The organism is Frondihabitans peucedani, from assembly GCF_039537585.1.
Lineage (GTDB): Bacteria > Actinomycetota > Actinomycetes > Actinomycetales > Microbacteriaceae > Frondihabitans > Frondihabitans peucedani.
In genome coordinates, this window is record NZ_BAABAU010000001.1 from 2,157,403 (window position 1) to 2,177,777 (window position 20,375).

The following is a 20,375-nucleotide window of genomic DNA, read 5'->3' on the forward strand; positions in this document are numbered from 1 at the left end:
CATGGACCGCAACCGTCTCATGATGATCGCAGCCGTCCTCGCCGCATTCGTCGTCCTCGCAGGAGGCTTCTTCCTCGGGGTCCAGCCCCAGCTCAAGTCCGCCGCGGACGATCATTCCGCCGAGGTGGCCGTCACAGCTCAGAACGAGAAGCTCGCCTCGACCCTCGCGTCGCTGAGAGCCCAGTACTCGAAGCTCGGTACCAAGAAGGCGGATCTCGCCGACCTCCGCAAGACGGTTCCCGCCGGAGTCGACAGCGGCTCGATGATCACGGAGCTCAATGGGATCGCCGAGAAGTCGGGCGTGACGCTGAGCAACATCCAGTTCGGCACGGCAGCCTCGTACATGCCTCCCGTCTCAGCGGCCGCACCGGCGACGGCGACGGCGGGTGCGACGGCCTCCCCTTCGCCCTCGGCCACAGCCAGCCCGACTCCCGTCGCCAGCACCCCCGTTGCGCCCGCTGTGACGACCGACCCGCTCATCACGGCCGCGAACTTCAGCACCATCCCGCTGACGGTCACGATCCAGGGATCGTATGCGGATGCCCTGTCCTTTCTCCAGGGCGTCCGGGATGCGGATCGTCTCTTCATGATCAACACGATCACGAGCGCGGCCGGCACGAGCGCGAGCGGCGACTCGACCACGGACGCAGCCAACGCGGCGCCGGACACCCTCAACTGGACGTTCGGGGGGCTCGTCTACGCCCTCACCGACGCGAAGTCCGCCCAGCAGTCCCAGCAGAACAGCTCCAGCACCACGGCGGGAAGCACCACCGCCGACGGCTCCTCCACCGACACCGCGGCCGGCAAGTAGCACCGGAGGAGCACCGAGCCGCCACCGCCCGGTCGAAGGTCCCGATCGACCGGACGGTGGCTCCCGGTCCACCGCACACCGCGACGGACCGGACGCGCCGGCGGAGGCCCCTAGCCTCCGCCGGCGCTCTGTCGTGCTCGAGACGCCTTCCGACCCGGCCGCCGCGCCGGAGCACCCCGACGGGTAGCCTGGTGCGATGTCCCGCGGCCTCCTCACCTTCATGGCCACCGTGACGCATCTGGCCGTGGTGGTGCTGACCCTCGGCATCGTCTTCTTCGTCACGGATCGCGACGTCATCGTGGAGCACGACGCGGGCACGCTGCTCGGGCCGGCCATGGTGCTCGGCTCGATGGCGAGCGTCTTCTTCGTGCTCGCACGGAGCTTCGGCGTGGCCGAGCGCGACGGCGTCCGCACCCCGAGCATCCTGCGCCCCTCGATCGTCGCCGCGGTGGCGAGCTTCCTCGTGATGCTGGTGGTCGGCGGGCTGATCTACGCCCTGGAGCGCGACGAGGCGGTCTGGTTCGTGCTGTTCGTGGGTCGATACGCAGGATCCGCCTTCGTCATCGCGTCCTCCCTCTGGGCGGGCGTCGTCGTCGCCGCGTACCTCCTCATGGCCCGCTTCGAGCAGGCGCACGCGGCCCGCGGAGCCCGCCACGACGACGTCTGAGCGACGCCCGTTCGCTGCCGGCAGAGGCACCGCCGTTTGATCTGACCCAGGCGGCAGGCTATTCTTTTCGGGTGTGCGCTTAATCGCGCGCCCAGATTTCAGCCGGTGTCCGACGAGAGTCGTCCGCGAGGCTGGAGCAACCGTCTCTTCGGGTGGCGAACTTCTCGCGATTCCGATCAGGCCCGGCCGTGCATCTCAATGGTGCACCGCGTCGGGGAGACGCACCACACAACACGCCTCGTTCGACGAAGTGTGACGTGTCGTGCCCCAGAGATGAGGAAGCCGTCCGACCGGGTCGGCCAGAACCTGAGCAGAGACCCTGCGCCGAGAAGTACGTATCAAGGAGAACCAGTGCCAACTATTCAGCAGCTGGTCCGAAAGGGACGCACGCCGAAGGTCGTCAAGACCAAGGCCCCCGCCCTGAAGGCCAACCCCCAGCAGCGTGGCGTGTGCACCCGTGTGTACACCACCACCCCCAAGAAGCCGAACTCGGCCCTCCGCAAAGTCGCTCGCGTCAAGCTCAGCAACGGCACCGAGGTCACCGCGTACATCCCCGGCGAGGGCCACAACCTCCAGGAGCACTCGATGGTGCTCGTCCGTGGCGGTCGTGTGAAAGACCTCCCCGGTGTCCGTTACAAGATCGTCCGCGGCGCCCTCGACACCCAGGCTGTCAAGAACCGCAAGCAGGCTCGCAGCCGCTACGGCGCGAAGATGGAGAAGAAGTAATGCCTCGTAAAGGTCCCGCTCCCAAGCGCCCTGTCGTCGCAGACCCCGTCTACGGCGCCCCCATCGTCAGCCAGCTGGTCAACAAGATCCTGCTCGACGGCAAGAAGGGCCTCGCCGAGCGCATCGTCTACGGTGCTCTCGCCGGCGTCGCCGCGAAGAACGGCCAGGACGCCGTCGCCACGCTCAAGAAGGCACTCGACAACGTGCGCCCGACCCTCGAGGTCCGGTCGCGCCGCGTAGGTGGCTCCACCTACCAGGTGCCCGTCGAGGTCAAGCCTCACCGCGCGAACACCCTGGCGCTCCGCTGGCTCACCAGCTACGCCAAGGCCCGTCGCGAGAAGACGATGACCGAGCGTCTCATGAACGAGATCCTCGACGCGTCGAACGGTCTCGGCGCCGCTGTCAAGCGTCGTGAAGACACGCACAAGATGGCCGAGTCGAACAAGGCCTTCGCGCACTACCGCTGGTAAGCACCACCGCCCTTCTGGGCCCTGGGGGGCGCTCACCACGGTGAGCGCCCCGCAGAAACCGCACATCTCTAACCCCCCAATCGGAGGAACCCGTGGCACAGGACGTGCTCACCGACCTGAACAAGGTCCGCAACATCGGCATCATGGCGCACATCGATGCCGGCAAGACGACGACCACCGAGCGCATCCTGTTCTACACGGGCATCACCCACAAGATCGGTGAAGTGCACGACGGTGCCGCCACCATGGACTGGATGGCCCAGGAGCAGGAGCGTGGCATCACGATCACCTCCGCTGCGACCACCTGCTTCTGGAACAAGAACCAGATCAACATCATCGACACCCCCGGCCACGTCGACTTCACGGTCGAGGTCGAGCGCTCGCTCCGCGTGCTCGACGGCGCGGTCGCCGTGTTCGACGGCAAGGAGGGCGTCGAGCCCCAGTCCGAGACCGTCTGGCGTCAGGCCGACAAGTACGACGTCCCGCGCATCTGCTTCGTCAACAAGATGGACAAGCTGGGCGCCGACTTCTACTTCACCGTCGACACCATCATCAAGCGCCTCGGCGCGAAGCCGCTGGTCATGCAGCTCCCGATCGGTGCGGAGTCCTCCTTCGAGGGCGTCGTCGACCTGGTCGAGATGCGCGCGCTGACCTGGCGCGGCGACGCGAAGGGCGACGTCGAGATGGGCGCCAAGTACGAGATCGAGCCCATCCCGGAAGACCTCCAGGCCAAGGCCGAGGAGTACCGCGCCAAGCTGCTCGAGACCGTCGCCGAGTCCGACGACGCCCTCCTCGAGAAGTACTTCTCCGGCGAGGAGCTCACGGTCGCCGAGATCAAGGGCGCCGTCCGCAAGATGACGGTCAACTCCGAGCTCTACCCGATCTTCTGCGGCTCCGCGTTCAAGAACCGCGGCGTCCAGCCGATGCTCGACGCGGTCATCGACTACCTCCCGTCGCCGCTCGACGTGCCTCCCATGGAGGGCCACGACGTCCGCGACGCCGAGAAGATCATCATCCGCAAGCCCGACTCGACCGAGCCCTTCTCGGCTCTGGCGTTCAAGGTCGCGGTGCACCCCTTCTTCGGTCGCCTCACCTATGTCCGCGTGTACTCGGGATCCATCGAGTCCGGTGCCCAGGTCATCAATTCGACGAAGGACAAGAAGGAGCGCATCGGCAAGATCTTCCAGATGCACTCCAACAAGGAGAACCCGGTCGACAGCGTGACCGCCGGTCACATCTACGCGGTCATCGGTCTGAAGTTCACGACGACGGGTGACACTCTGTGCGACCCGTCCGAGCAGATCGTGCTCGAGTCGATGACCTTCCCGGAGCCCGTCATCGAGGTCGCCATCGAGCCGAAGACGAAGGCCGACCAGGAGAAGCTCTCCCTGGCCATCCAGAAGCTCGCCGAAGAAGACCCGACGTTCCGCGTCGAGCTCAACGCCGAGACGGGCCAGACGGTCATCAAGGGCATGGGCGAGCTCCACCTCGACATCCTGGTCGACCGCATGAAGCGGGAGTTCAACGTCGAGGCGAACGTCGGCAAGCCCCAGGTGGCCTACCGCGAGACCCTCAAGAAGGGCATCGAGCGCTACGACTACACCCACAAGAAGCAGACCGGTGGGTCGGGTCAGTTCGCGAAGGTGCAGATCGCGCTGGAGCCCTTCGAGGTCACGGCCGAGTCGACCTACGAGTTCGTCAACAAGGTCACGGGTGGTCGCGTCCCGCGCGAGTACATCCCGTCGGTCGACGCCGGCATCCAGGACGCCATGCAGGTCGGTGTCCTCGCGGGCTACCCGACCGTGGGTGTCCGTGCCCTGCTCCTCGACGGTGCGGCGCACGACGTCGACTCGTCGGAGATGGCGTTCAAGATCGCCGGCTCGATCGCGTACAAGGAGGCGGCTCGCAAGGCGCAGCCCGTCCTCCTCGAGCCGATCATGGCCGTCGAGGTCCGCACCCCCGAGGAGTACATGGGCGACGTCATCGGCGACCTGAACTCCCGTCGCGGAATGATCGCGTCGATGGACGACGCCAGCGGTGTCAAGGTCGTCAAGGCCAGCGTCCCGCTGTCGGAGATGTTCGGTTACGTCGGTGACCTGCGGTCGAAGACCTCGGGTCGTGCCGTCTACTCGATGACGTTCGAGTCGTACGCGGAGGTCCCCAAGGCTGTCGCCGAGGAGATCATCGCCAAGAACAAGGGCGAGTAGCCCACCGGGTGTCGCGTTCTCCACAGAGCGCAGCACCCGAAATGCGGGGTCGAGCCTCGACCGCGTAGCATGAGTACACACCAATGCGCAGGCCCCCGCGGGTCGGCCGGAGGAATTCCGGCCGACCTGGGGGACTGCACCAGAGTCCTGAGGAGGACCCACAGTGGCGAAGGCCAAGTTCGAGCGGACTAAGCCGCACGTAAACATCGGAACCATCGGTCACGTTGACCACGGCAAGACGACGCTCACCGCGGCGATCACCAAGGTTCTGCACGACAAGTACCCGACCCTCAACGACGCGTCGGCATTCGACCAGATCGACAACGCGCCCGAAGAGAAGGCTCGTGGTATCACGATCAACATCTCGCACGTCGAGTACCAGACGGAGAAGCGTCACTACGCTCACGTCGACGCTCCGGGCCACGCCGACTACATCAAGAACATGATCACCGGTGCCGCTCAGATGGACGGCGCGATCCTGGTCGTGGCGGCCACCGACGGTCCCATGCCCCAGACGCGTGAGCACGTCCTCCTGGCCCGCCAGGTCGGCGTCCCCTACATCGTCGTGGCGCTGAACAAGTCCGACATGGTCGACGACGAGGAGATCCTCGAGCTCGTCGAGATCGAGGTCCGCGAGCTGCTCTCCAGCCAGGACTTCGACGGCGACAACGCCCCGGTGATCCAGGTCTCCGCTCTCAAGGCCCTCGAGGGCGACGAGAAGTGGGCCGACACGGTCTTCGAGCTCATGAACGCCGTCGACGAGAACGTGCCGGAGCCGGTTCGTGCAACCGACCAGCCCTTCCTCATGCCCGTCGAGGACGTCTTCACGATCACCGGTCGTGGAACCGTCATCACCGGCCGTGTCGAGCGTGGCGTCCTGAAGCCGAACGACGAGGTCGAGATCGTCGGCATCAAGGAGAAGAGCATCAAGACGACCGTCACGGCCATCGAGATGTTCCGCAAGACCCTCGAAGACGCCCGCGCGGGTGAGAACGTCGGTCTGCTCCTCCGCGGTACCAAGCGCGAAGAGGTCGAGCGCGGCCAGGTCGTGGTCAAGCCCGGCTCGATCACGCCGCACACCGAGTTCGAGGGCAACGTCTACATCCTCTCGAAGGACGAGGGCGGGCGTCACAACCCGTTCTACGCGAACTACCGTCCGCAGTTCTACTTCCGCACCACCGACGTCACCGGCGTCATCACGCTGCCCGAGGGCACCGAGATGGTCATGCCCGGCGACACGACTGAGATCACCGTCCAGCTGATCCAGCCGATCGCCATGGAGGAGGGCCTCCGCTTCGCTATCCGCGAGGGTGGCCGCACCGTCGGCGCCGGTACCGTCACGAAGATCATCAAGTAACACCGATCCACGTGACGTACTGAATCGTCAGTACTGCCGAGAACGGGCCGAGTCGAGAGACTCGGCCCGTTTGTCGTCTCGCGCGCCAGGGCGTACCCCGGTGAGCGTGTGCGCAGGATCCTGCGGGCACTGTGGACGGATGCCCCGTCTCCGCCGCACCGACTCGAAGCGCCCCGGGATCACCCGCGTCCGCTCCGGTCGAGGATTCACCTACCACGACTCCTCAGGCGCGACCGTCACCGACCCGGAGCTCCGCGAGCGCCTCGAGCACCTCGCCATCCCTCCTGCGTGGACGGACGTCTGGATCGCCCCCTACCCGAACGGTCACATCCAGGCCACCGGCGTCGACGGGGCCGGCCGCCGCCAGTACATCTACCACCCCACCTGGCGCGAGCAGAAAGACCGCATCAAGTTCGACCGGTCGCTCGCTCTCGCCGAGTCGCTGCCGTCGGCCAGGCGCCTGGTGACGATGGACCTCCGCCGCGACGAGCCCGACCGCATCCGGGCGCTGGCCACGGCCTTCAGGATGCTCGACACGGGCTCTCTGCGAGTCGGCTCGGAGCGCTACGCCCAGCAGCACGGCAGCCACGGCCTCTCCACGCTCCTGTGCTCGCACGCCAAGGTCATGGGCGGCGACACCGTCGCCCTGTCGTTCCCGGGGAAGAGCGGCCAGGACTGGGACAGCGAGATCCGCGACCCCGACCTCGCATCCGTCATCACGGGTCTCAAGCGTCGAGGGCCACGTGCCCGCCTCCTCGCCTACCGCGACGCTGCAGGCTCCCCGTGGAAGCCCCTGCACGCCGTCGACATCAACGAGTACGTCCACGAGCGCACAGGAGGCGACTTCACAGCTAAGGACTTCCGGACGCTCCACGGGACCGTGGCGGCCGCGATCAGCCTCGCCAAGACCGGTCCGCAGCTCTCGGCCGCCAAGCGTCAGAAGGCCCTGGCCCAGGCGATGCGCGACGCGTCCGACGTGCTCGGCAACACTCCGTCGATCGCCAAGAAGAGCTACGTCGACCCCCGGCTGGTCGACGCCTACCAGCACGGCGAGACGATCGATCCGGCGCGTCTGGGGTCGGCCGAGACCGAGGTCCGGGCACTGCTTTTCCGTTAGCCCAGGAGGGTGACGTAACCTTGACCCCCGTGCCCTGTCGACCGGGCGCACGAGAGGACCACCGCTGTGACCGAGTGCATCCACGGGCTGGATGAAGAACTGTGCGACGTCTGCGCCCCGCGCCAGACGATCCAGGTGCAGGATCCCGTCCCCCCGGCCCGCAAGGCGACTCCCGCCAGGCGCGCCCCCGTCCGAGCCCCCGGCGCCAAGCGCGCTCCGGCCGCGACCGATCCTCTGCCCGACATCGACCTCGCCACGATGCGCGTCCACCACTGGACGCACCTGTCGAACCTCGAGGGCATCCTGTCGGCGGGCATCATCCGCTCCGACGCGTCGCCCGAGCTCGACGTCAGCTCGGCCGATGCGCGCGAGAAGCGCGCTGCAGTGACGCTGCCCGACGGCTCGACCGCGGCCGAGCACGTGCCCTTCGCGCTGTCGCCGGACGCTGCGACGTGGGACGAGGTGCGGAAGGGGGCCGAGGGCGACCGCTGGTCCGCCGCCGCCCGCGGCACCCGCCCGACCGACTTCGTGATCCTGGTGGCCCCCGTCTCGGCTCTCGGCGACTCGTTCGTCGTCGCCGACGGGGACGCCACCGCCCCCCTCACGCGCTTCGCAGCGGGCCTCTCCGAGGGCGGCCCGCTCGTCCGCCGCGCCTCGCTCGCCGACCCCGAGCTCCTCGGCGTCGAGATCCTGGTGCCCGGCTCGTTCGACCTCGACGCGCTGACGCTCATCGGCGTCCCGAACGACCGTGTCCGCGACCAGGTGAAGGCGCTGGTCAAGCAGGCCGGGGGAGTGGTGCCCCGCGTGGCCATCTACCCGCCCTGGTTCCGTCCGAGCGAGGACTGACCCGCAGGATCACGCCCGCGCACGCACCCGGCACGCCCTCGCGGGCCCGGGTCCAACCGCGACACGCCCGGGTTGCAGCAAATGCCGGGCTGTGGCAAGATTATCTGGTTCAACACTTCCGCCTCACGGCGTGAATCACTGCCATGCAGTGCACAGTGTGTGTCTCAAGACGCTAAAGACGGATGAGATCGCGCTGGGCCGCGGGTAGCAGGACACCTCTTCAATCGAATCCGAAGGCTCGGGCCTCGCACTTCCGTGCGGGCCTCGGCCGGATCCAGAAGCGACATCCACGCGATGGCGTTCCTGGGCCGAGAGATGGACCTCCCCAGGCCTCTCTCTCGCGCGGGTTCGAGCCAGCCCTAGAGCAACGAGCAATCGACTCGCGGGGCGTTGACAGAAAAACAGTGGTGCGGCGGGCGAGCAACATGCCCTCCCAACCGACCGAGTCCGAGCGAGCGAGAGTTCGCGAGGGCGCGTCAGGCGGCCCAGTGAAGGTGCGCGACGTCTACATCGAGAGAGAGTCACACATGGCGGGACAGAAGATCCGCATCCGACTGAAGTCGTACGACCACGAGGTCATCGACACGTCAGCTCGCAAGATCGTCGACACGGTGACCCGTGCCGGCGCGACCGTGGTCGGCCCCGTGCCGCTCCCCACGGAGAAGAACGTGATCCCGGTCATCCGTTCGCCCCACAAGTACAAAGACAGCCGCGAGCACTTCGAGAAGCGCACGCACAAGCGTCTCATCGACATCATCGACCCGACGCCGAAGGCCGTCGACTCGCTCATGCGACTCGACCTCCCCGCCGACGTCAACATCGAGATCAAGCTGTAGGGGGCGACTGACAGATGGCTAACTCCACCAAGAACGTCAAGGGCCTCCTCGGCAAGAAGCTCGGCATGACCCAGGTCTGGGACGAGAACAACAAGCTCATCCCCGTGACCGTCGTCGAGATCTCGCCGAACGTCGTGACCCAGATCCGCACCGAGGAGCTCGACGGCTACGTCGCCGTCCAGATCGCCGCCGGCGCCATCGACCCTCGCAAGTCGAACAAGCCCGCGACCGGTCACTTCGACAAGGCCGGCGTCACGCCGCGCCGCACCCTCACCGAGGTCCGCACCGCCGACGCCGCGTCGTACGCGCTCGGCCAGGAGCTCACGGTCGACACCTTCGAGGCCGGCCAGAAGGTCGACGTCGTCGGCACCTCCAAGGGCAAGGGCTTCGCCGGTGTCATGAAGCGTCACAACTTCGCCGGTGTCTCCTCTTCGCACGGTTCGCACCGCAACCACCGCAAGCCCGGCTCGATCGGTGCTTCGTCGACCCCCAGCCGTGTCTTCAAGGGCATGCGCATGGCCGGTCGCATGGGTGGCGACCGCGTCACCGTCCTCAACCTCACGGTCCACGCCGTCGACGCCGAGAAGGGTCTGCTGCTCGTCAAGGGCGCCGTCCCCGGTGCTCGCGGCCGCACCGTCTTCGTCCGCACCGCCGTTAAGGGGGCCTAGCGCATGGCTACCACCACCGATTCCGTCAGCACCGTCGACGTCCTCGACGCCAAGGGCGGCAAGTCCGGCACCGTCGAGCTCCCCGCCGAGCTCTTCGACGTCATCACCAACGTGCCGCTGATCCACCAGGTCGTCGTCGCGCAGCTGGCTGCCGCTCGTCAGGGCACGCACAAGGTCAAGGGCCGCGGCGAGGTCTCCGGCGCCGGCCGCAAGCCGTTCAAGCAGAAGGGAACCGGTCGCGCTCGTCAGGGCTCGATCCGTGCTCCTCAGATGACCGGCGGTGGCATCGTCCACGGCCCGACGCCGCGCAACTACGCGCAGCGCACCCCCAAGAAGATGATCGCCGCCGCTCTGCTCGGTGCTCTCTCTGACCGCGCCCGCGGTGCCCGCGTCCACGTGGTCGAGAGCTTCGTCGCCGACGTCGTCTCGACGAAGGTCGCCCTCGAGCTCCTCGCCGGCATCTCGACGAGCAGGCACGTCCTGATCGTCATCGAGCGCGACGACGAGCTGACGCAGAAGAGCGTCCGCAACGTCGATGAGGTCCACGTCATCACGTGGGACCAGCTCAACGCCTACGACGTCCTCGTCTCCGACGACATCGTCTTCACCAAGAGCGCTTTCGAGGCCTTCGTGGCCGCCAAGACCAAGAAGGAGGCCACCGCATGAGCGGCATCTACAAAGACCCCCGCGACGTCGTGATCTCGCCGGTCGTCTCCGAGAAGAGCTACTCCCTGATCGATCAGGGCAAGTACACCTTCCTGGTCGACCCCCGCTCGAACAAGACCGAGATCAAGCTCGCCATCGAGAAGATCTTCGACGTCAAGGTCGACAGCATCAACACGCTGAACCGGCCCGGTAAGACGCGCCGCACCAAGTTCGGGATCGGCAAGCGCAAGAGCACCAAGCGCGCCATCGTGACACTCAAGTCGGGCTCCATCGACATCTTCACGGCTGTCGGCTAGGGCTCGGAGGGATAACAAAATGGCTATTCGCAACTACAAGCCCACGACTCCGGGTCGCCGCGGTTCCTCCGTCGCCGACTTCGCCGAGATCACGCGCTCGACCCCGGAGAAGTCGCTGCTGCGTCCTCTCTCGAAGTCGGGCGGCCGCAACAACGCCGGCCGGATCACGACCCGTCACATCGGTGGTGGACACAAGCGCCAGTACCGCGTCATCGACTTCCGTCGCAATGACAAGGACGGCGTGAACGCCAAGGTCGCTCACATCGAGTACGACCCCAACCGCACGGCTCGCATCGCGCTGCTCCACTTCGTGGACGGCACCAAGCGCTACATCATCGCGCCGAACAAGCTGAGCCAGGGCGACATCGTCGAGTCGGGTCCCTCCGCCGACATCAAGCCCGGCAACAACCTGCCGCTGAAGAACATCCCGGTGGGTACCGTCATCCACGCGATCGAGCTGAAGCCGGGCGGGGGCGCCAAGATGGCCCGCTCCGCCGGTGCCTCGGTGCGACTCGTCGCCAAGGACGGCCCCTACGCCCAGCTGCGTCTCCCCTCGGGCGAGGTCCGCAACGTCGACGCGCGCTGCCGCGCGACCATCGGCGAGGTCGGCAACGCCGAGCAGTCGAACATCAACTGGGGCAAGGCCGGCCGCATGCGCTGGAAGGGCGTCCGCCCGACCGTCCGCGGTGTCGCCATGAACCCGGTCGACCACCCGCACGGTGGTGGTGAGGGTAAGACCTCCGGTGGTCGTCACCCGGTCTCGCCGTGGGGTCAGAAAGAGGGCCGCACGCGCCACCCCAACAAGGAGAGCGACAAGCTCATCGTCCGCCGCCGCAATGCTGGTAAAAAGCGCAAGTAGGAGTTGTAGAAGATGCCACGCAGTCTGAAGAAGGGCCCCTTCGTCGACGACCACCTGCTTCGCAAGGTCGTCGTTCAGAACGAAGCCCACACCAAGAACGTGATCCGCACCTGGTCGCGTCGATCGATGATCATCCCGAACATGCTCGGCCACACCATCGCCGTGCATGACGGACGCAAGCACATCCCCGTGTTCGTGACCGAGTCGATGATCGGCCACAAGCTCGGCGAGTTCGCGCCGACCCGCACCTTCCGCGGCCACGTGAAGGACGACAAGAAGGGTCGTCGCCGCTAACGCGGCGGCGAGAAGGAGGAGAGAAGATGGTGGAGTCGATCGCACGCGTGCGACACATCCGCGTTACGCCTCAGAAGGCCCGCCGCGTCGTCAACATGATCCGCGGCAAGCAGGCCCTCGAGGCCCTGGCCATCCTGAAGTTCGCCCCCCAGGGCGCCTCGGAGCCCGTCTACAAGCTCGTCGCGTCGGCCATGGCCAACGCACGTGTCAAGGCGGACGCTCAGAACAGCTACCTCAACGACGACGACCTCTACATCTCGAGCGTCTTCGTCGACGAGGGCGCCACCCTCAAGCGGTTCCAGCCCCGTGCTCAGGGCCGTGCGTTCCAGATCCTGAAGCGCACCAGCCACATCACCGTCGTCCTCGCGACGCCGGAAGAGGCCGAAGCGGCCGCAACGTCCAAGAAGGCGAGCAAGTAATGGGCCAGAAAGTAAACCCGTACGGCTTCCGTCTCGGAATCACCACCGACCACGTGTCGCGCTGGTTCTCCGACAGCACGAAGGCCGGTCAGCGCTACAGCGACTACGTCGCCGAAGACATCAAGATCCGCAATCTCCTCAAGACCTCGCTCGACCGCGCCGGTGTTGCGAAGATCGAGATCGAGCGCACCCGCGACCGCGTCCGCGTCGACATCCACACCGCCCGCCCGGGCATCGTGATCGGTCGCCGTGGCGCCGAGGCCGAGCGCATCCGCGCCGACCTCGAGAAGCTCACGGGCAAGCAGATCCAGCTGAACATCCTCGAGGTCAAGAACCCCGAGGCCGAGGCTCAGCTCGTCGCCCAGGGCATCGCCGAGCAGCTCAGCGCTCGCGTTGCCTTCCGTCGTGCCATGCGCAAGGGCCTCCAGGGCGCCCAGCGTGCCGGCGCCAAGGGTGTCCGCATCCAGGTCTCGGGCCGCCTCGGCGGCGCCGAGATGAGCCGCTCGGAGTTCTACCGCGAGGGCCGCGTGCCCCTGCACACGCTCCGCGCCAACATCGACTACGGCTTCTACGAGGCCAAGACCACCTTCGGTCGCATCGGTGTGAAGGTCTGGATCTACAAGGGCGACATCACCAACAAAGAGCTCGCGCGCGAGCAGGCGAACCAGAAGTCGTCGCGCCCCGAGCGTCGTAACGACCGTGGCGGAGACCGTGACCGTGGACCCCGTGGTGGCAACACCCGTGCTCCGCAGACGCAGGATGCTCCGGCCACCGCAGGAGCTGAGGCGTAACCATGTTGATCCCCCGTCGTGTCAAGCACCGCAAGCAGCACCACCCCGGCCGTAGCGGCCAGGCCACCGGTGGCACTCGCGTGAGCTTCGGTGAGTACGGCATCCAGGCCCTCACGCCTGCCTACGTCACCAACCGTCAGATCGAGTCCGCTCGTATCGCCATGACCCGCCACATCAAGCGCGGTGGAAAGGTGTGGATCAACATCTACCCCGACCGCCCGCTGACCAAGAAGCCCGCCGAGACCCGCATGGGTTCCGGTAAGGGCTCGCCCGAGTGGTGGGTCGCCAACGTCAAGCCGGGTCGCGTGCTCTTCGAGCTCAGCGGCGTCAGCGAGGAAGTGGCCAAAGAGGCCCTCACTCGTGCAATCCACAAGCTGCCTCTGAAGGCACGCATCATCAAGCGCGAGGAGGGCGACGCATAATGGCGATCGGATCCAAGGAGCTCGCTCCGACCGAGCTCGACACTTTCGAGGACGAGCGTCTGGTCGACGAGCTGAAGAAGGCCAAGGAAGAGCTGTTCAACCTGCGCTTCCAGTCGGCCACCGGCCAGCTCGAGAATCACGGCCGCGTGCGCGCCGTCAAGCGCGACATCGCTCGCATCTACACGGTCCTGCGTGAGCGCGAGCTCGGCATCCGTGCCACCCCCGCCCCGGTCGCGGCTGCCCCCAAGGCCGCTGCGAAGAAGTCGTCCAAGAAGGCCGCCGCCCCTGAGGCCGCTGCCGACGAGGCCGTCACCACCGAGGCCGCCGACACCGCCGAGGAGACCAAGTAATGGCTACCGAGAAGAAGACCGCGGACGCCCCGACCGAGACCCTCGTCCGCGGCTACCGCAAGACGCGCCGTGGCTACGTCACCAGCGACAAGATGGAGAAGACCATCGTCGTCGAGGTCGAAGACCGCGTGAAGCACCCCCTGTACGGCAAGGTCATCCGCCGCACCTCCAAGGTCAAGGTCCACGACGAGGCCAACTCGGCCGGCATCGGCGACCTGGTCGTCATCAGCGAGACCCGTCCGCTCAGCGCCTCCAAGCGCTGGCGCCTGGTCGAGATCCTCGAGAAGGCGAAGTAGGCCTCGGCCTACTCCAGAAGGAGACAGAAGTGATTCAGCAGGAATCCCGCCTCAAGGTCGCCGACAACACCGGTGCCAAGGAGATCCTCACCATCCGTGTTCTCGGAGGCTCCGGCCGTCGTTACGCCGGTCTCGGCGACGTCATCGTCGCCACGGTGAAGGACGCCATCCCCGGCGGCAACGTGAAGAAGGGCGACGTCGTCAAGGCGGTCATCGTCCGTACCAAGAAGGAGACCCGTCGCAACGACGGCTCCTACATCAAGTTCGACGAGAACGCCGCAGTGATCCTGAAGGCCGACGGAGACCCCCGCGGTACCCGCATCTTCGGACCGGTCGGTCGCGAACTCCGCGACAAGAAGTTCATGAAGATCATCTCGCTGGCGCCGGAGGTTATCTAAGTCATGGCAAACATCAAGAAGGGTGACCTGGTCCAGGTCATCTCCGGGTCCTCGCAGGCCCGCGGCGGAGACCGCGGCAAGCAGGGCAAGGTCATCGAGGTGCTGAAGGCCGAAGACCGCGTCGTCGTGGAGGGTGTCAACTTCGTCACCAAGCACGTCCGCGTCGGTCAGACGCAGCGCGGCACCAAGACCGGCGGCATCGAGACCCACGAGGCCCCGATCCACGTGTCGAACGTGCAGCTGGTCGACCCCAAGAGCAAGAAGCCGACCCGCGTCGGCTTCCGCGAAGAGACCGTGACGAAGGACGGCGTCTCCAAGACGGTCCGCATCCGTTACGCCAAGAAGTCGGGGGAGGACCTCTGATGAGCGACACCGCAACTGCAACACCCGAATCCAAGGTCCAGCCGCGACTCAAGGCCAAGTACCAGGCCGAGATCCTGCCGCAGCTCAAGAGCGACTTCGGCTTCTCGAACGTGCACCAGGTGCCCGGTCTCGTGAAGATCGTCGTCAACACGGGTGTCGGCGAGGCTGCTCGCGACTCGAAGGTCATGGACGGCGCGGTCAAGGACCTCACCGCCATCACCGGACAGAAGCCGCAGGTCACCAAGGCCCGCAAGTCCATCGCTCAGTTCAAGCTGCGCGAGGGTCAGCCCATCGGCGCTCACGTCACGCTCCGTGGCGACCGCGCCTGGGAGTTCCTCGACCGGCTTCTGTCGCTCGCGCTTCCCCGCATCCGCGACTTCCGCGGTCTGAGCGACCGCCAGTTCGACGGCAACGGCAACTACACCTTCGGTCTCAACGAGCAGAGCATGTTCCACGAGATCGATCAGGACCGCATCGACCGGGTCCGCGGCTTCGACATCACCGTCGTCACCACGGCCAAGAACGACGACGAGGGCCGGGCTCTGCTCAAGGCTCTCGGCTTCCCGTTCCGCTCGGCCGACCAGGCCAACTAAGATCGTCCGGTCGGACACTTCGGTCTCGAAGTGTCCGGCCGTACTTCCGTGCTCGGAGAACCGCTCCGTGCCACCCCGATCGCTCAGGTCGGCTCCCGGTGTACCGGAAGCCGAAACCAGGCGAGAAAGTGATCAAATCGCATGACGATGACAGATCCGGTCGCAGACCTGCTGACCAGACTGCGCAACGCGAACTCGGCGTTCCACGACACCGTGTCGCTGCCGAGCTCCAAGCTCAAGTCCCACATCGCCGAGATCCTCAAGAAAGAGGGTTTCATCGACGGCTGGAAGGTCGAAGACGCTCGCGTCGGTCAGACCCTCACCATCGACCTCAAGTACGGCCCCGCCCGTGAGCGCTCCATCGTGGGCATCAAGCGCGTGTCGAAGCCCGGCCTCCGCGTCTACGCCAAGTCGACCGAGATCCCTCAGGTCCTCGGCGGTCTCGGTGTGGCCATCCTGTCGACTTCCTCCGGTCTGCTGACCGACCGCGAGGCCGAGCAGAAGGGCGTGGGCGGAGAAGTTCTCGCCTACGTGTGGTAACCCGACATGTCACGAATCGGACGACTCCCCATTCAGATCCCCTCCGGGGTCGATGTGAAGGTCGACGGCCAGGCCGTCACCGTCAAGGGCCCGAAGGGCGAGCTCTCGCTCGTCGTCGCCAGCCCCATCGAGGCCAAGATCGAGGAAGGCACCGTCCTGGTGACCCGTCCCGACGACGAGCGCTCCTCGCGCTCGCTCCACGGCCTCACTCGCACGCTCATCGCGAACCAGATCATCGGTGTGACCCAGGGCTACTCCAAGGGCCTCGAGATCGTCGGTACCGGTTACCGCGTCCAGGCCAAGGGCTCGAACATCGAGTTCGCCCTCGGCTACTCCCACCCCATCACCGTCGAGCCGCCCGCGGGCATCAGCTTCACGGTGGAGGGCAACAACAAGCTCACCGTCACCGGCATCGACAAGCAGGCCGTCGGCGAAGTGGCTGCGAACATCCGCAAGCTGCGCAAGCCCGAGCCCTACAAGGGCAAGGGCGTGCGGTACGCCGGCGAGGTCGTCCGCCGCAAGGCCGGAAAGTCAGGTAAGTAATCATGGGTCTCGGAACCAGAGGTAAGAGCAAGTCGGCCGCTACGAGCCGCCGTCACACTCGCCTGCGCAAGAAGATCGTGGGCACCGAACTCCGCCCGCGTCTCGTCGTCAACCGCTCGGCACGTCACGTGTTCGTCCAGGTCGTCGACGACAGCAAGGGCCACACCGTCGCCAGCGCATCGACCCTCGAGGCCGACCTGCGCACGTTCGACGGTGACAAGACCGCCAAGGCCAAGAGGGTCGGCGAGCTCGTCGCCGAGCGCGCCAAGGCTGCCGGAATCGACGCGGTCGTCTTCGACCGCGGTGGTAACAAGTACGCCGGACGCGTCGCGGCTATCGCCGACGGCGCCCGGGAAGGTGGGTTGGACCTGTGAGCGACGCAACGAACAAGACGCCGGAGACGACGGCCGAGGCCGTCGTCGACCGTCCGGTCGAGACGGCCGCCGGGTCGGAGTCGAACAACCGCGAGGGTGCCAACGCCGGTCGTACCGACCGTCGTGGCGGCAACGGTCGCGGCGACCGCAACCAGGGCCGTGGCGGTCGTGACGACCGCGACAAGAGCCAGTTCCTGGAGCGCGTCGTGACCATCAACCGCGTGTCGAAGGTCGTCAAGGGTGGTCGTCGCTTCAGCTTCACCGCTCTCGTCGTCGTCGGCGACGGCAACGGTCTCGTCGGTGTGGGCTACGGCAAGGCCCGCGAGGTCCCCACGGCCATCTCGAAGGGTGTCGAGGAGGCGAAGAAGAACTTCTTCCGCGTCCCCCGCATCGCCAACACGATCCCGCACCCCGTTCAGGGTGAGGCCGCCGCGGGCGTCGTCCTGCTGCGTCCTGCCGCGGCCGGTACCGGCGTCATCGCCGGTGGCCCCGTCCGCGCCGTGCTCGAGTGCGCCGGCATCCACGACGTCCTGAGCAAGTCGCTCGGCTCGTCGAACACCATCAACATCGTGCACGCGACCGTCGCGGCGCTGCAGCAGCTGGAAGAGCCGCGCGCCGTCGCAGCTCGCCGTGGTCTGGACATCGACCACGTCGCACCGGCTCGTCTGCTCCGCGTCGAGGCCGAGGCTCGCGCTGCCGCAACTGAGAAGGCAGGTGCCTGATGGCTCAGCTCCGCGTGACTCAGATCAAGTCCAAAATCAGCGAGAAGCAGAACCAGCGCGACACGCTGCGCAGCTTGGGTCTCAAGCGAATCGGCCAGACGGTCGTTCGCCCGGACGACAAGCAGAACCGCGGTTACGTCGTGACGGTCGCTCACCTCGTCAAAGTCGAGGAGATTGACTAATGGCTGAAGACACAGAGGCCACCACGAAGGCCGCTGCCCCCAAGAAGGCCGCCGGCTCTTCGAAGAGCACCAAGGCCGCCTCCACGTCGGCCGCGAAGTCGGAGTCCACCGACGTCGCTCGCCCGCAGATCCTCAAGGTCCACCACCTTCGTCCGGCTCCCGGTGCCAAGAAGGCGAAGATGCGCGTGGGTCGCGGTGAGGGCTCGAAGGGCAAGACCGCCGGTCGTGGCACCAAGGGTACGAAGGCCCGCTACTCGGTCAAGATCGGCTTCGAGGGTGGGCAGATGCCGCTGCACATGCGCACCCCGAAGCTGCGCGGGTTCAAGAACCCGTTCCGCGTCGAGTACCAGGTCGTCAACCTCGAGAAGCTGGCCGACCTCTACCCCGCAGGCGGAGACGTCACCGTGAGCGACCTCGTCGCCAAGGGTGCCGTCCGCAAGAACGAGAAGGTCAAGGTGCTCGGACAGGGCGACCTGGCCGTCAAGCTCAATGTGGTCGTCGACAAGGTCTCCGGCTCTGCCGAAGAGAAGATCGTCGCCGCGGGCGGAACCGTCACCAAGTAATACCTGAGAGGGTGGCCCGTCAGGGCCACCCTCTTCAGTCGTCTATCCTCATACCGGGAGGCCCTTGTGTTCAGAGCTGTTTCGCGGATTCTCCGCACACCTGATTTGCGTCGAAAGATCGGGTTCACTCTCGGCATCATCGCGCTCTTCCGCCTGGGGTCGTTCATCCCCTCGCCCTTCGTCGACTACAGCAACGTGCAGGCCTGCCTCGCGGGCAACCAGTCGACGTCCGGCCTCTACGAGCTCGTCAACCTCTTCTCCGGTGGCGCGCTCCTCCAGCTCTCGATCTTCGCGCTGGGCATCATGCCCTACATCACGTCGTCGATCATCGTGCAGCTGCTCCGCGTGGTCATTCCGCACTTCGACGCCCTCTACAAGGAGGGCCAGTCGGGCCAGGCCAAGCTGACGCAGTACACCCGCTACCTCACCATCGCGCTGGGCATCCTGCAGTCGACCACCCTGATCACGGTCGCCCGGTCCGGCGCCCTGTTCGGCTCCTCCACGGTCTCCGAGTGCAGCCAGCTGATCACGAATAACGCCTGGTACGCGATCCTGCTCATGGTCATCACCATGACCGCCGGCACCGGCCTCATCATGTGGATGGGCGAGCTCATCACCGAGCGCGGCATCGGCAACGGCATGTCGATCCTGATCTTCACCTCGATCGCCGCCAAGTTCCCCACCGCCCTTTGGGCGATCGAGCAGGCCAAGAGCTTCGAGATCTTCCTCGGTGTGATCGCGATCGGGATCATCATCATGGGTCTCGTCGTGTTCGTCGAGCAGTCTCAGAGACGGATCCCCGTCCAGTACGCCAAGCGCATGGTCGGTCGGCGCACCTACGGCGGCAACAACACCTACATCCCGATCAAGGTCAACATGGCCGGCGTCGTGCCCGTCATCTTCGCCTCGTCGCTGCTGTACCTGCCGGCTCTCGTCGCCCAGTTCAACACGCCCTCCGACGGCTCTGCGCCGCCGGCCTGGGTCTCGTGGGTCCAGGCGAACCTGACCTCGGGCGACAAGCCCCTCTACATGCTCCTGTACTTCCTGCTCATCATCGGCTTCACCTACTTCTACGTGGCCATCACGTTCAACCCCGAAGAGGTCGCCGACAACATGAAGAAGTACGGCGGGTTCATCCCGGGCATCCGCGCCGGGCGTCCCACCGCCGACTACCTCGACTACGTCCTGACGCGCGTCACCCTGCCGGGATCGCTCTACCTCGGTCTCGTCGCGCTCATCCCGCTGGTGGCGCTGGCCACTGTCGGTGCGAACCAGAACTTCCCCTTCGGCGGGGCGAGCATCCTGATCATCGTCGGCGTCGGCCTCGAGACCGTGAAGCAGGTCGACTCGCAGCTGCAGCAGCGCCACTACGAGGGCCTCCTGCGATGAGCGACGTCCGACAGGGCACCCGCCTGCTCATCGTCGGCCCTCCCGGGTCGGGCAAGGGCACGCAGGCAGGCAGGATCGCCGACGAGTACGGCGTGCCAGCGATCTCGACCGGAGACATCTTCCGGGCGAACGTCAAGAACGAGACGCCCCTCGGTGTGCAGGTCAAGGCGATCATGGACGCCGGCGACTACGTCCCGGACTCCCTGACCAACGAGCTCATCGAAGACCGCCTCGGTCAGCCAGACGCCGAGCGCGGCTTCCTGCTCGACGGGTACCCCCGCACGGCGGCGCAGGTGGAGTACCTCGACTCCCTGCTGGCATCCAAGGGCGAGTCCCTGACCGCTGTGGTGCAGCTGACGGCCGACCTCGACGAGATCGTCGAGCGGCTCCGTAAGCGCGCGCTCGACCAGGGCCGCTCCGACGACACCGAAGAGGCCATCCGTCACCGCCAGGACGTCTACCTGCGCGAGACCGGCCCGCTGATCTCCGAGTACGAGGGTCGCGGCATCCTGGTCGAGGTCGACGGTCTCGGTACCATCGACGAGGTCGCCTCCCGCATCGACGCGGCCCTCGCGGCACGCGGCATCCGGCCCACGGCCGCGGCCTGACC

Annotated in this window: 30 protein-coding genes; all 30 read left to right on the top strand. The window is 66.4% G+C overall.

What is annotated here, in order from left to right:
* Nucleotide 1 precedes the first annotated feature (1 nt).
* Nucleotides 2-811, top strand: coding sequence for a hypothetical protein (locus ABD733_RS10055; protein ID WP_344795589.1), 810 nt, complete (start codon nt 2-4; stop codon nt 809-811).
* Between the two features lie 196 nt (nt 812-1,007).
* The gene (locus ABD733_RS10060; protein WP_344795591.1) at nt 1,008-1,478 is read left to right on the top strand and encodes a DUF6121 family protein; all 471 of its coding nucleotides are present in this window, start codon (nt 1,008-1,010) and stop codon (nt 1,476-1,478) included.
* Nucleotides 1,479-1,829: 351 nt separating this feature from the next.
* Nucleotides 1,830-2,204: a 30S ribosomal protein S12 gene (gene rpsL, locus ABD733_RS10065; protein WP_055964941.1), complete on the top strand. Its 375-nt coding sequence runs from the start codon at nt 1,830-1,832 to the stop codon at nt 2,202-2,204.
* A complete protein-coding gene (gene rpsG, locus ABD733_RS10070) occupies nt 2,204-2,674 on the top strand; it encodes a 30S ribosomal protein S7 (protein ID WP_121370306.1) in 471 nt (156 codons plus the stop codon). The genes rpsL and rpsG overlap by 1 nt, the downstream gene beginning before the upstream one ends.
* A 92-nt stretch (nt 2,675-2,766) precedes the next feature.
* Entirely contained in the window at nt 2,767-4,881 is a 2,115-nt protein-coding gene (gene fusA / locus ABD733_RS10075) for an elongation factor G (protein WP_344795596.1), read from the top strand.
* A gap of 163 nt (nt 4,882-5,044) precedes the next feature.
* Entirely contained in the window at nt 5,045-6,238 is a 1,194-nt protein-coding gene (tuf, locus tag ABD733_RS10080; protein WP_344795598.1) for an elongation factor Tu, read from the top strand.
* Nucleotides 6,239-6,377: 139 nt separating this feature from the next.
* Complete coding sequence (locus ABD733_RS10085) at nt 6,378-7,355, top strand: DNA topoisomerase IB (protein ID WP_344795600.1); 978 nt, start codon at nt 6,378-6,380, stop codon at nt 7,353-7,355.
* 66 nt (nt 7,356-7,421) lie between these two features.
* Nucleotides 7,422-8,201, top strand: a complete 780-nt coding sequence (locus tag ABD733_RS10090; protein ID WP_344795602.1) for a DarT ssDNA thymidine ADP-ribosyltransferase family protein — start codon at nt 7,422-7,424, stop codon at nt 8,199-8,201.
* Between the two features lie 527 nt (nt 8,202-8,728).
* Nucleotides 8,729-9,037, top strand: a complete 309-nt coding sequence (gene rpsJ, locus ABD733_RS10095; protein ID WP_344795604.1) for a 30S ribosomal protein S10 — start codon at nt 8,729-8,731, stop codon at nt 9,035-9,037.
* A 14-nt stretch (nt 9,038-9,051) separates the two neighbouring features.
* Nucleotides 9,052-9,705 (top strand): 50S ribosomal protein L3, encoded by a 654-nt coding sequence (gene rplC / locus ABD733_RS10100; protein ID WP_344795606.1) that lies wholly within the window; start codon nt 9,052-9,054, stop codon nt 9,703-9,705.
* Nucleotides 9,706-9,708: 3 nt separating this feature from the next.
* Nucleotides 9,709-10,371, top strand: coding sequence for a 50S ribosomal protein L4 (gene rplD / locus ABD733_RS10105; RefSeq protein WP_344795608.1), 663 nt, complete (start codon nt 9,709-9,711; stop codon nt 10,369-10,371).
* Entirely contained in the window at nt 10,368-10,667 is a 300-nt protein-coding gene (gene rplW, locus ABD733_RS10110) for a 50S ribosomal protein L23 (protein WP_344795610.1), read from the top strand. Before rplD ends, rplW begins: the two co-directional genes overlap by 4 nt.
* A 19-nt stretch (nt 10,668-10,686) precedes the next feature.
* Nucleotides 10,687-11,526: a 50S ribosomal protein L2 gene (gene rplB / locus ABD733_RS10115; RefSeq protein WP_286345944.1), complete on the top strand. Its 840-nt coding sequence runs from the start codon at nt 10,687-10,689 to the stop codon at nt 11,524-11,526.
* A gap of 12 nt (nt 11,527-11,538) precedes the next feature.
* Nucleotides 11,539-11,820, top strand: coding sequence for a 30S ribosomal protein S19 (gene rpsS / locus ABD733_RS10120; RefSeq protein WP_344795614.1), 282 nt, complete (start codon nt 11,539-11,541; stop codon nt 11,818-11,820).
* Between the two features lie 26 nt (nt 11,821-11,846).
* A complete protein-coding gene (rplV, locus tag ABD733_RS10125) occupies nt 11,847-12,239 on the top strand; it encodes a 50S ribosomal protein L22 (RefSeq protein WP_344795616.1) in 393 nt (130 codons plus the stop codon).
* A complete protein-coding gene (gene rpsC / locus ABD733_RS10130; RefSeq protein ID WP_286345946.1) occupies nt 12,239-13,030 on the top strand; it encodes a 30S ribosomal protein S3 in 792 nt (263 codons plus the stop codon). Before rplV ends, rpsC begins: the two co-directional genes overlap by 1 nt.
* Before the next feature lie 2 nt (nt 13,031-13,032).
* Complete coding sequence (rplP, locus tag ABD733_RS10135; protein WP_055964987.1) at nt 13,033-13,452, top strand: 50S ribosomal protein L16; 420 nt, start codon at nt 13,033-13,035, stop codon at nt 13,450-13,452.
* Nucleotides 13,452-13,802: a 50S ribosomal protein L29 gene (gene rpmC / locus ABD733_RS10140; RefSeq protein WP_344795619.1), complete on the top strand. Its 351-nt coding sequence runs from the start codon at nt 13,452-13,454 to the stop codon at nt 13,800-13,802. Before rplP ends, rpmC begins: the two co-directional genes overlap by 1 nt.
* Nucleotides 13,802-14,098: a 30S ribosomal protein S17 gene (rpsQ, locus tag ABD733_RS10145; RefSeq protein ID WP_344795621.1), complete on the top strand. Its 297-nt coding sequence runs from the start codon at nt 13,802-13,804 to the stop codon at nt 14,096-14,098. The genes rpmC and rpsQ overlap by 1 nt, the downstream gene beginning before the upstream one ends.
* A gap of 29 nt (nt 14,099-14,127) precedes the next feature.
* On the top strand, nt 14,128-14,496 hold the full coding sequence (gene rplN, locus ABD733_RS10150; protein ID WP_055964996.1) for a 50S ribosomal protein L14: 369 nt from the start codon (nt 14,128-14,130) through the stop codon (nt 14,494-14,496).
* Between the two features lie 3 nt (nt 14,497-14,499).
* Nucleotides 14,500-14,859: a 50S ribosomal protein L24 gene (gene rplX, locus ABD733_RS10155; protein ID WP_344795624.1), complete on the top strand. Its 360-nt coding sequence runs from the start codon at nt 14,500-14,502 to the stop codon at nt 14,857-14,859.
* Nucleotides 14,859-15,452, top strand: coding sequence for a 50S ribosomal protein L5 (gene rplE, locus ABD733_RS10160; RefSeq protein ID WP_344795626.1), 594 nt, complete (start codon nt 14,859-14,861; stop codon nt 15,450-15,452). Before rplX ends, rplE begins: the two co-directional genes overlap by 1 nt.
* 141 nt (nt 15,453-15,593) lie before the next feature.
* Complete coding sequence (rpsH, locus tag ABD733_RS10165) at nt 15,594-15,992, top strand: 30S ribosomal protein S8 (protein ID WP_344795628.1); 399 nt, start codon at nt 15,594-15,596, stop codon at nt 15,990-15,992.
* A gap of 6 nt (nt 15,993-15,998) precedes the next feature.
* Nucleotides 15,999-16,535 (top strand): 50S ribosomal protein L6, encoded by a 537-nt coding sequence (rplF, locus tag ABD733_RS10170; RefSeq protein WP_344795630.1) that lies wholly within the window; start codon nt 15,999-16,001, stop codon nt 16,533-16,535.
* 2 nt (nt 16,536-16,537) lie between these two features.
* Nucleotides 16,538-16,909 carry a 50S ribosomal protein L18 gene (rplR, locus tag ABD733_RS10175; RefSeq protein WP_344795632.1) on the top strand — a complete coding sequence of 124 codons (372 nt, stop codon included), beginning with the start codon at nt 16,538-16,540 and terminating at the stop codon, nt 16,907-16,909.
* Nucleotides 16,906-17,631 (top strand): 30S ribosomal protein S5, encoded by a 726-nt coding sequence (gene rpsE, locus ABD733_RS10180; RefSeq protein ID WP_344795634.1) that lies wholly within the window; start codon nt 16,906-16,908, stop codon nt 17,629-17,631. Before rplR ends, rpsE begins: the two co-directional genes overlap by 4 nt.
* Complete coding sequence (gene rpmD, locus ABD733_RS10185; protein ID WP_194600685.1) at nt 17,631-17,813, top strand: 50S ribosomal protein L30; 183 nt, start codon at nt 17,631-17,633, stop codon at nt 17,811-17,813. The genes rpsE and rpmD overlap by 1 nt, the downstream gene beginning before the upstream one ends.
* Entirely contained in the window at nt 17,813-18,376 is a 564-nt protein-coding gene (gene rplO, locus ABD733_RS10190; RefSeq protein WP_344795638.1) for a 50S ribosomal protein L15, read from the top strand. The genes rpmD and rplO overlap by 1 nt, the downstream gene beginning before the upstream one ends.
* 66 nt (nt 18,377-18,442) lie before the next feature.
* Entirely contained in the window at nt 18,443-19,765 is a 1,323-nt protein-coding gene (secY, locus tag ABD733_RS10195) for a preprotein translocase subunit SecY (protein WP_344795640.1), read from the top strand.
* Nucleotides 19,762-20,373 (top strand): adenylate kinase, encoded by a 612-nt coding sequence (locus ABD733_RS10200; protein WP_344795642.1) that lies wholly within the window; start codon nt 19,762-19,764, stop codon nt 20,371-20,373. Before secY ends, ABD733_RS10200 begins: the two co-directional genes overlap by 4 nt.
* Nucleotides 20,374-20,375 lie beyond the last annotated feature (2 nt).

What these genes read in the sequence shown, in the direction of transcription:
- ABD733_RS10200 (WP_344795642.1), top strand. Translation starts at nt 19,762, where the DNA reads ATGAGCGACGTCCGACAGGGCACCCGCCTGCTCATCGTCGGCCCTCCC.
- ABD733_RS10060 (WP_344795591.1), top strand. Translation starts at nt 1,008, where the DNA reads ATGTCCCGCGGCCTCCTCACCTTCATGGCCACCGTGACGCATCTGGCC.
- ABD733_RS10055 (WP_344795589.1), top strand. Translation starts at nt 2, where the DNA reads ATGGACCGCAACCGTCTCATGATGATCGCAGCCGTCCTCGCCGCATTC.
- rplE (WP_344795626.1), top strand. Translation starts at nt 14,859, where the DNA reads ATGAGCGACACCGCAACTGCAACACCCGAATCCAAGGTCCAGCCGCGA.
- rpsH (WP_344795628.1), top strand. Translation starts at nt 15,594, where the DNA reads ATGACGATGACAGATCCGGTCGCAGACCTGCTGACCAGACTGCGCAAC.
- rpmD (WP_194600685.1), top strand. Translation starts at nt 17,631, where the DNA reads ATGGCTCAGCTCCGCGTGACTCAGATCAAGTCCAAAATCAGCGAGAAG.
- rplW (WP_344795610.1), top strand. Translation starts at nt 10,368, where the DNA reads ATGAGCGGCATCTACAAAGACCCCCGCGACGTCGTGATCTCGCCGGTC.
- rplV (WP_344795616.1), top strand. Translation starts at nt 11,847, where the DNA reads ATGGTGGAGTCGATCGCACGCGTGCGACACATCCGCGTTACGCCTCAG.
- rplX (WP_344795624.1), top strand. Translation starts at nt 14,500, where the DNA reads ATGGCAAACATCAAGAAGGGTGACCTGGTCCAGGTCATCTCCGGGTCC.
- rplF (WP_344795630.1), top strand. Translation starts at nt 15,999, where the DNA reads ATGTCACGAATCGGACGACTCCCCATTCAGATCCCCTCCGGGGTCGAT.
- rpsC (WP_286345946.1), top strand. Translation starts at nt 12,239, where the DNA reads ATGGGCCAGAAAGTAAACCCGTACGGCTTCCGTCTCGGAATCACCACC.
- rplR (WP_344795632.1), top strand. Translation starts at nt 16,538, where the DNA reads ATGGGTCTCGGAACCAGAGGTAAGAGCAAGTCGGCCGCTACGAGCCGC.
- ABD733_RS10085 (WP_344795600.1), top strand. Translation starts at nt 6,378, where the DNA reads ATGCCCCGTCTCCGCCGCACCGACTCGAAGCGCCCCGGGATCACCCGC.
- rpsQ (WP_344795621.1), top strand. Translation starts at nt 13,802, where the DNA reads ATGGCTACCGAGAAGAAGACCGCGGACGCCCCGACCGAGACCCTCGTC.
- rpsJ (WP_344795604.1), top strand. Translation starts at nt 8,729, where the DNA reads ATGGCGGGACAGAAGATCCGCATCCGACTGAAGTCGTACGACCACGAG.
- rplP (WP_055964987.1), top strand. Translation starts at nt 13,033, where the DNA reads ATGTTGATCCCCCGTCGTGTCAAGCACCGCAAGCAGCACCACCCCGGC.
- rplD (WP_344795608.1), top strand. Translation starts at nt 9,709, where the DNA reads ATGGCTACCACCACCGATTCCGTCAGCACCGTCGACGTCCTCGACGCC.
- rpsG (WP_121370306.1), top strand. Translation starts at nt 2,204, where the DNA reads ATGCCTCGTAAAGGTCCCGCTCCCAAGCGCCCTGTCGTCGCAGACCCC.
- rplO (WP_344795638.1), top strand. Translation starts at nt 17,813, where the DNA reads ATGGCTGAAGACACAGAGGCCACCACGAAGGCCGCTGCCCCCAAGAAG.
- rpmC (WP_344795619.1), top strand. Translation starts at nt 13,452, where the DNA reads ATGGCGATCGGATCCAAGGAGCTCGCTCCGACCGAGCTCGACACTTTC.
- rpsS (WP_344795614.1), top strand. Translation starts at nt 11,539, where the DNA reads ATGCCACGCAGTCTGAAGAAGGGCCCCTTCGTCGACGACCACCTGCTT.
- rplB (WP_286345944.1), top strand. Translation starts at nt 10,687, where the DNA reads ATGGCTATTCGCAACTACAAGCCCACGACTCCGGGTCGCCGCGGTTCC.
- rplC (WP_344795606.1), top strand. Translation starts at nt 9,052, where the DNA reads ATGGCTAACTCCACCAAGAACGTCAAGGGCCTCCTCGGCAAGAAGCTC.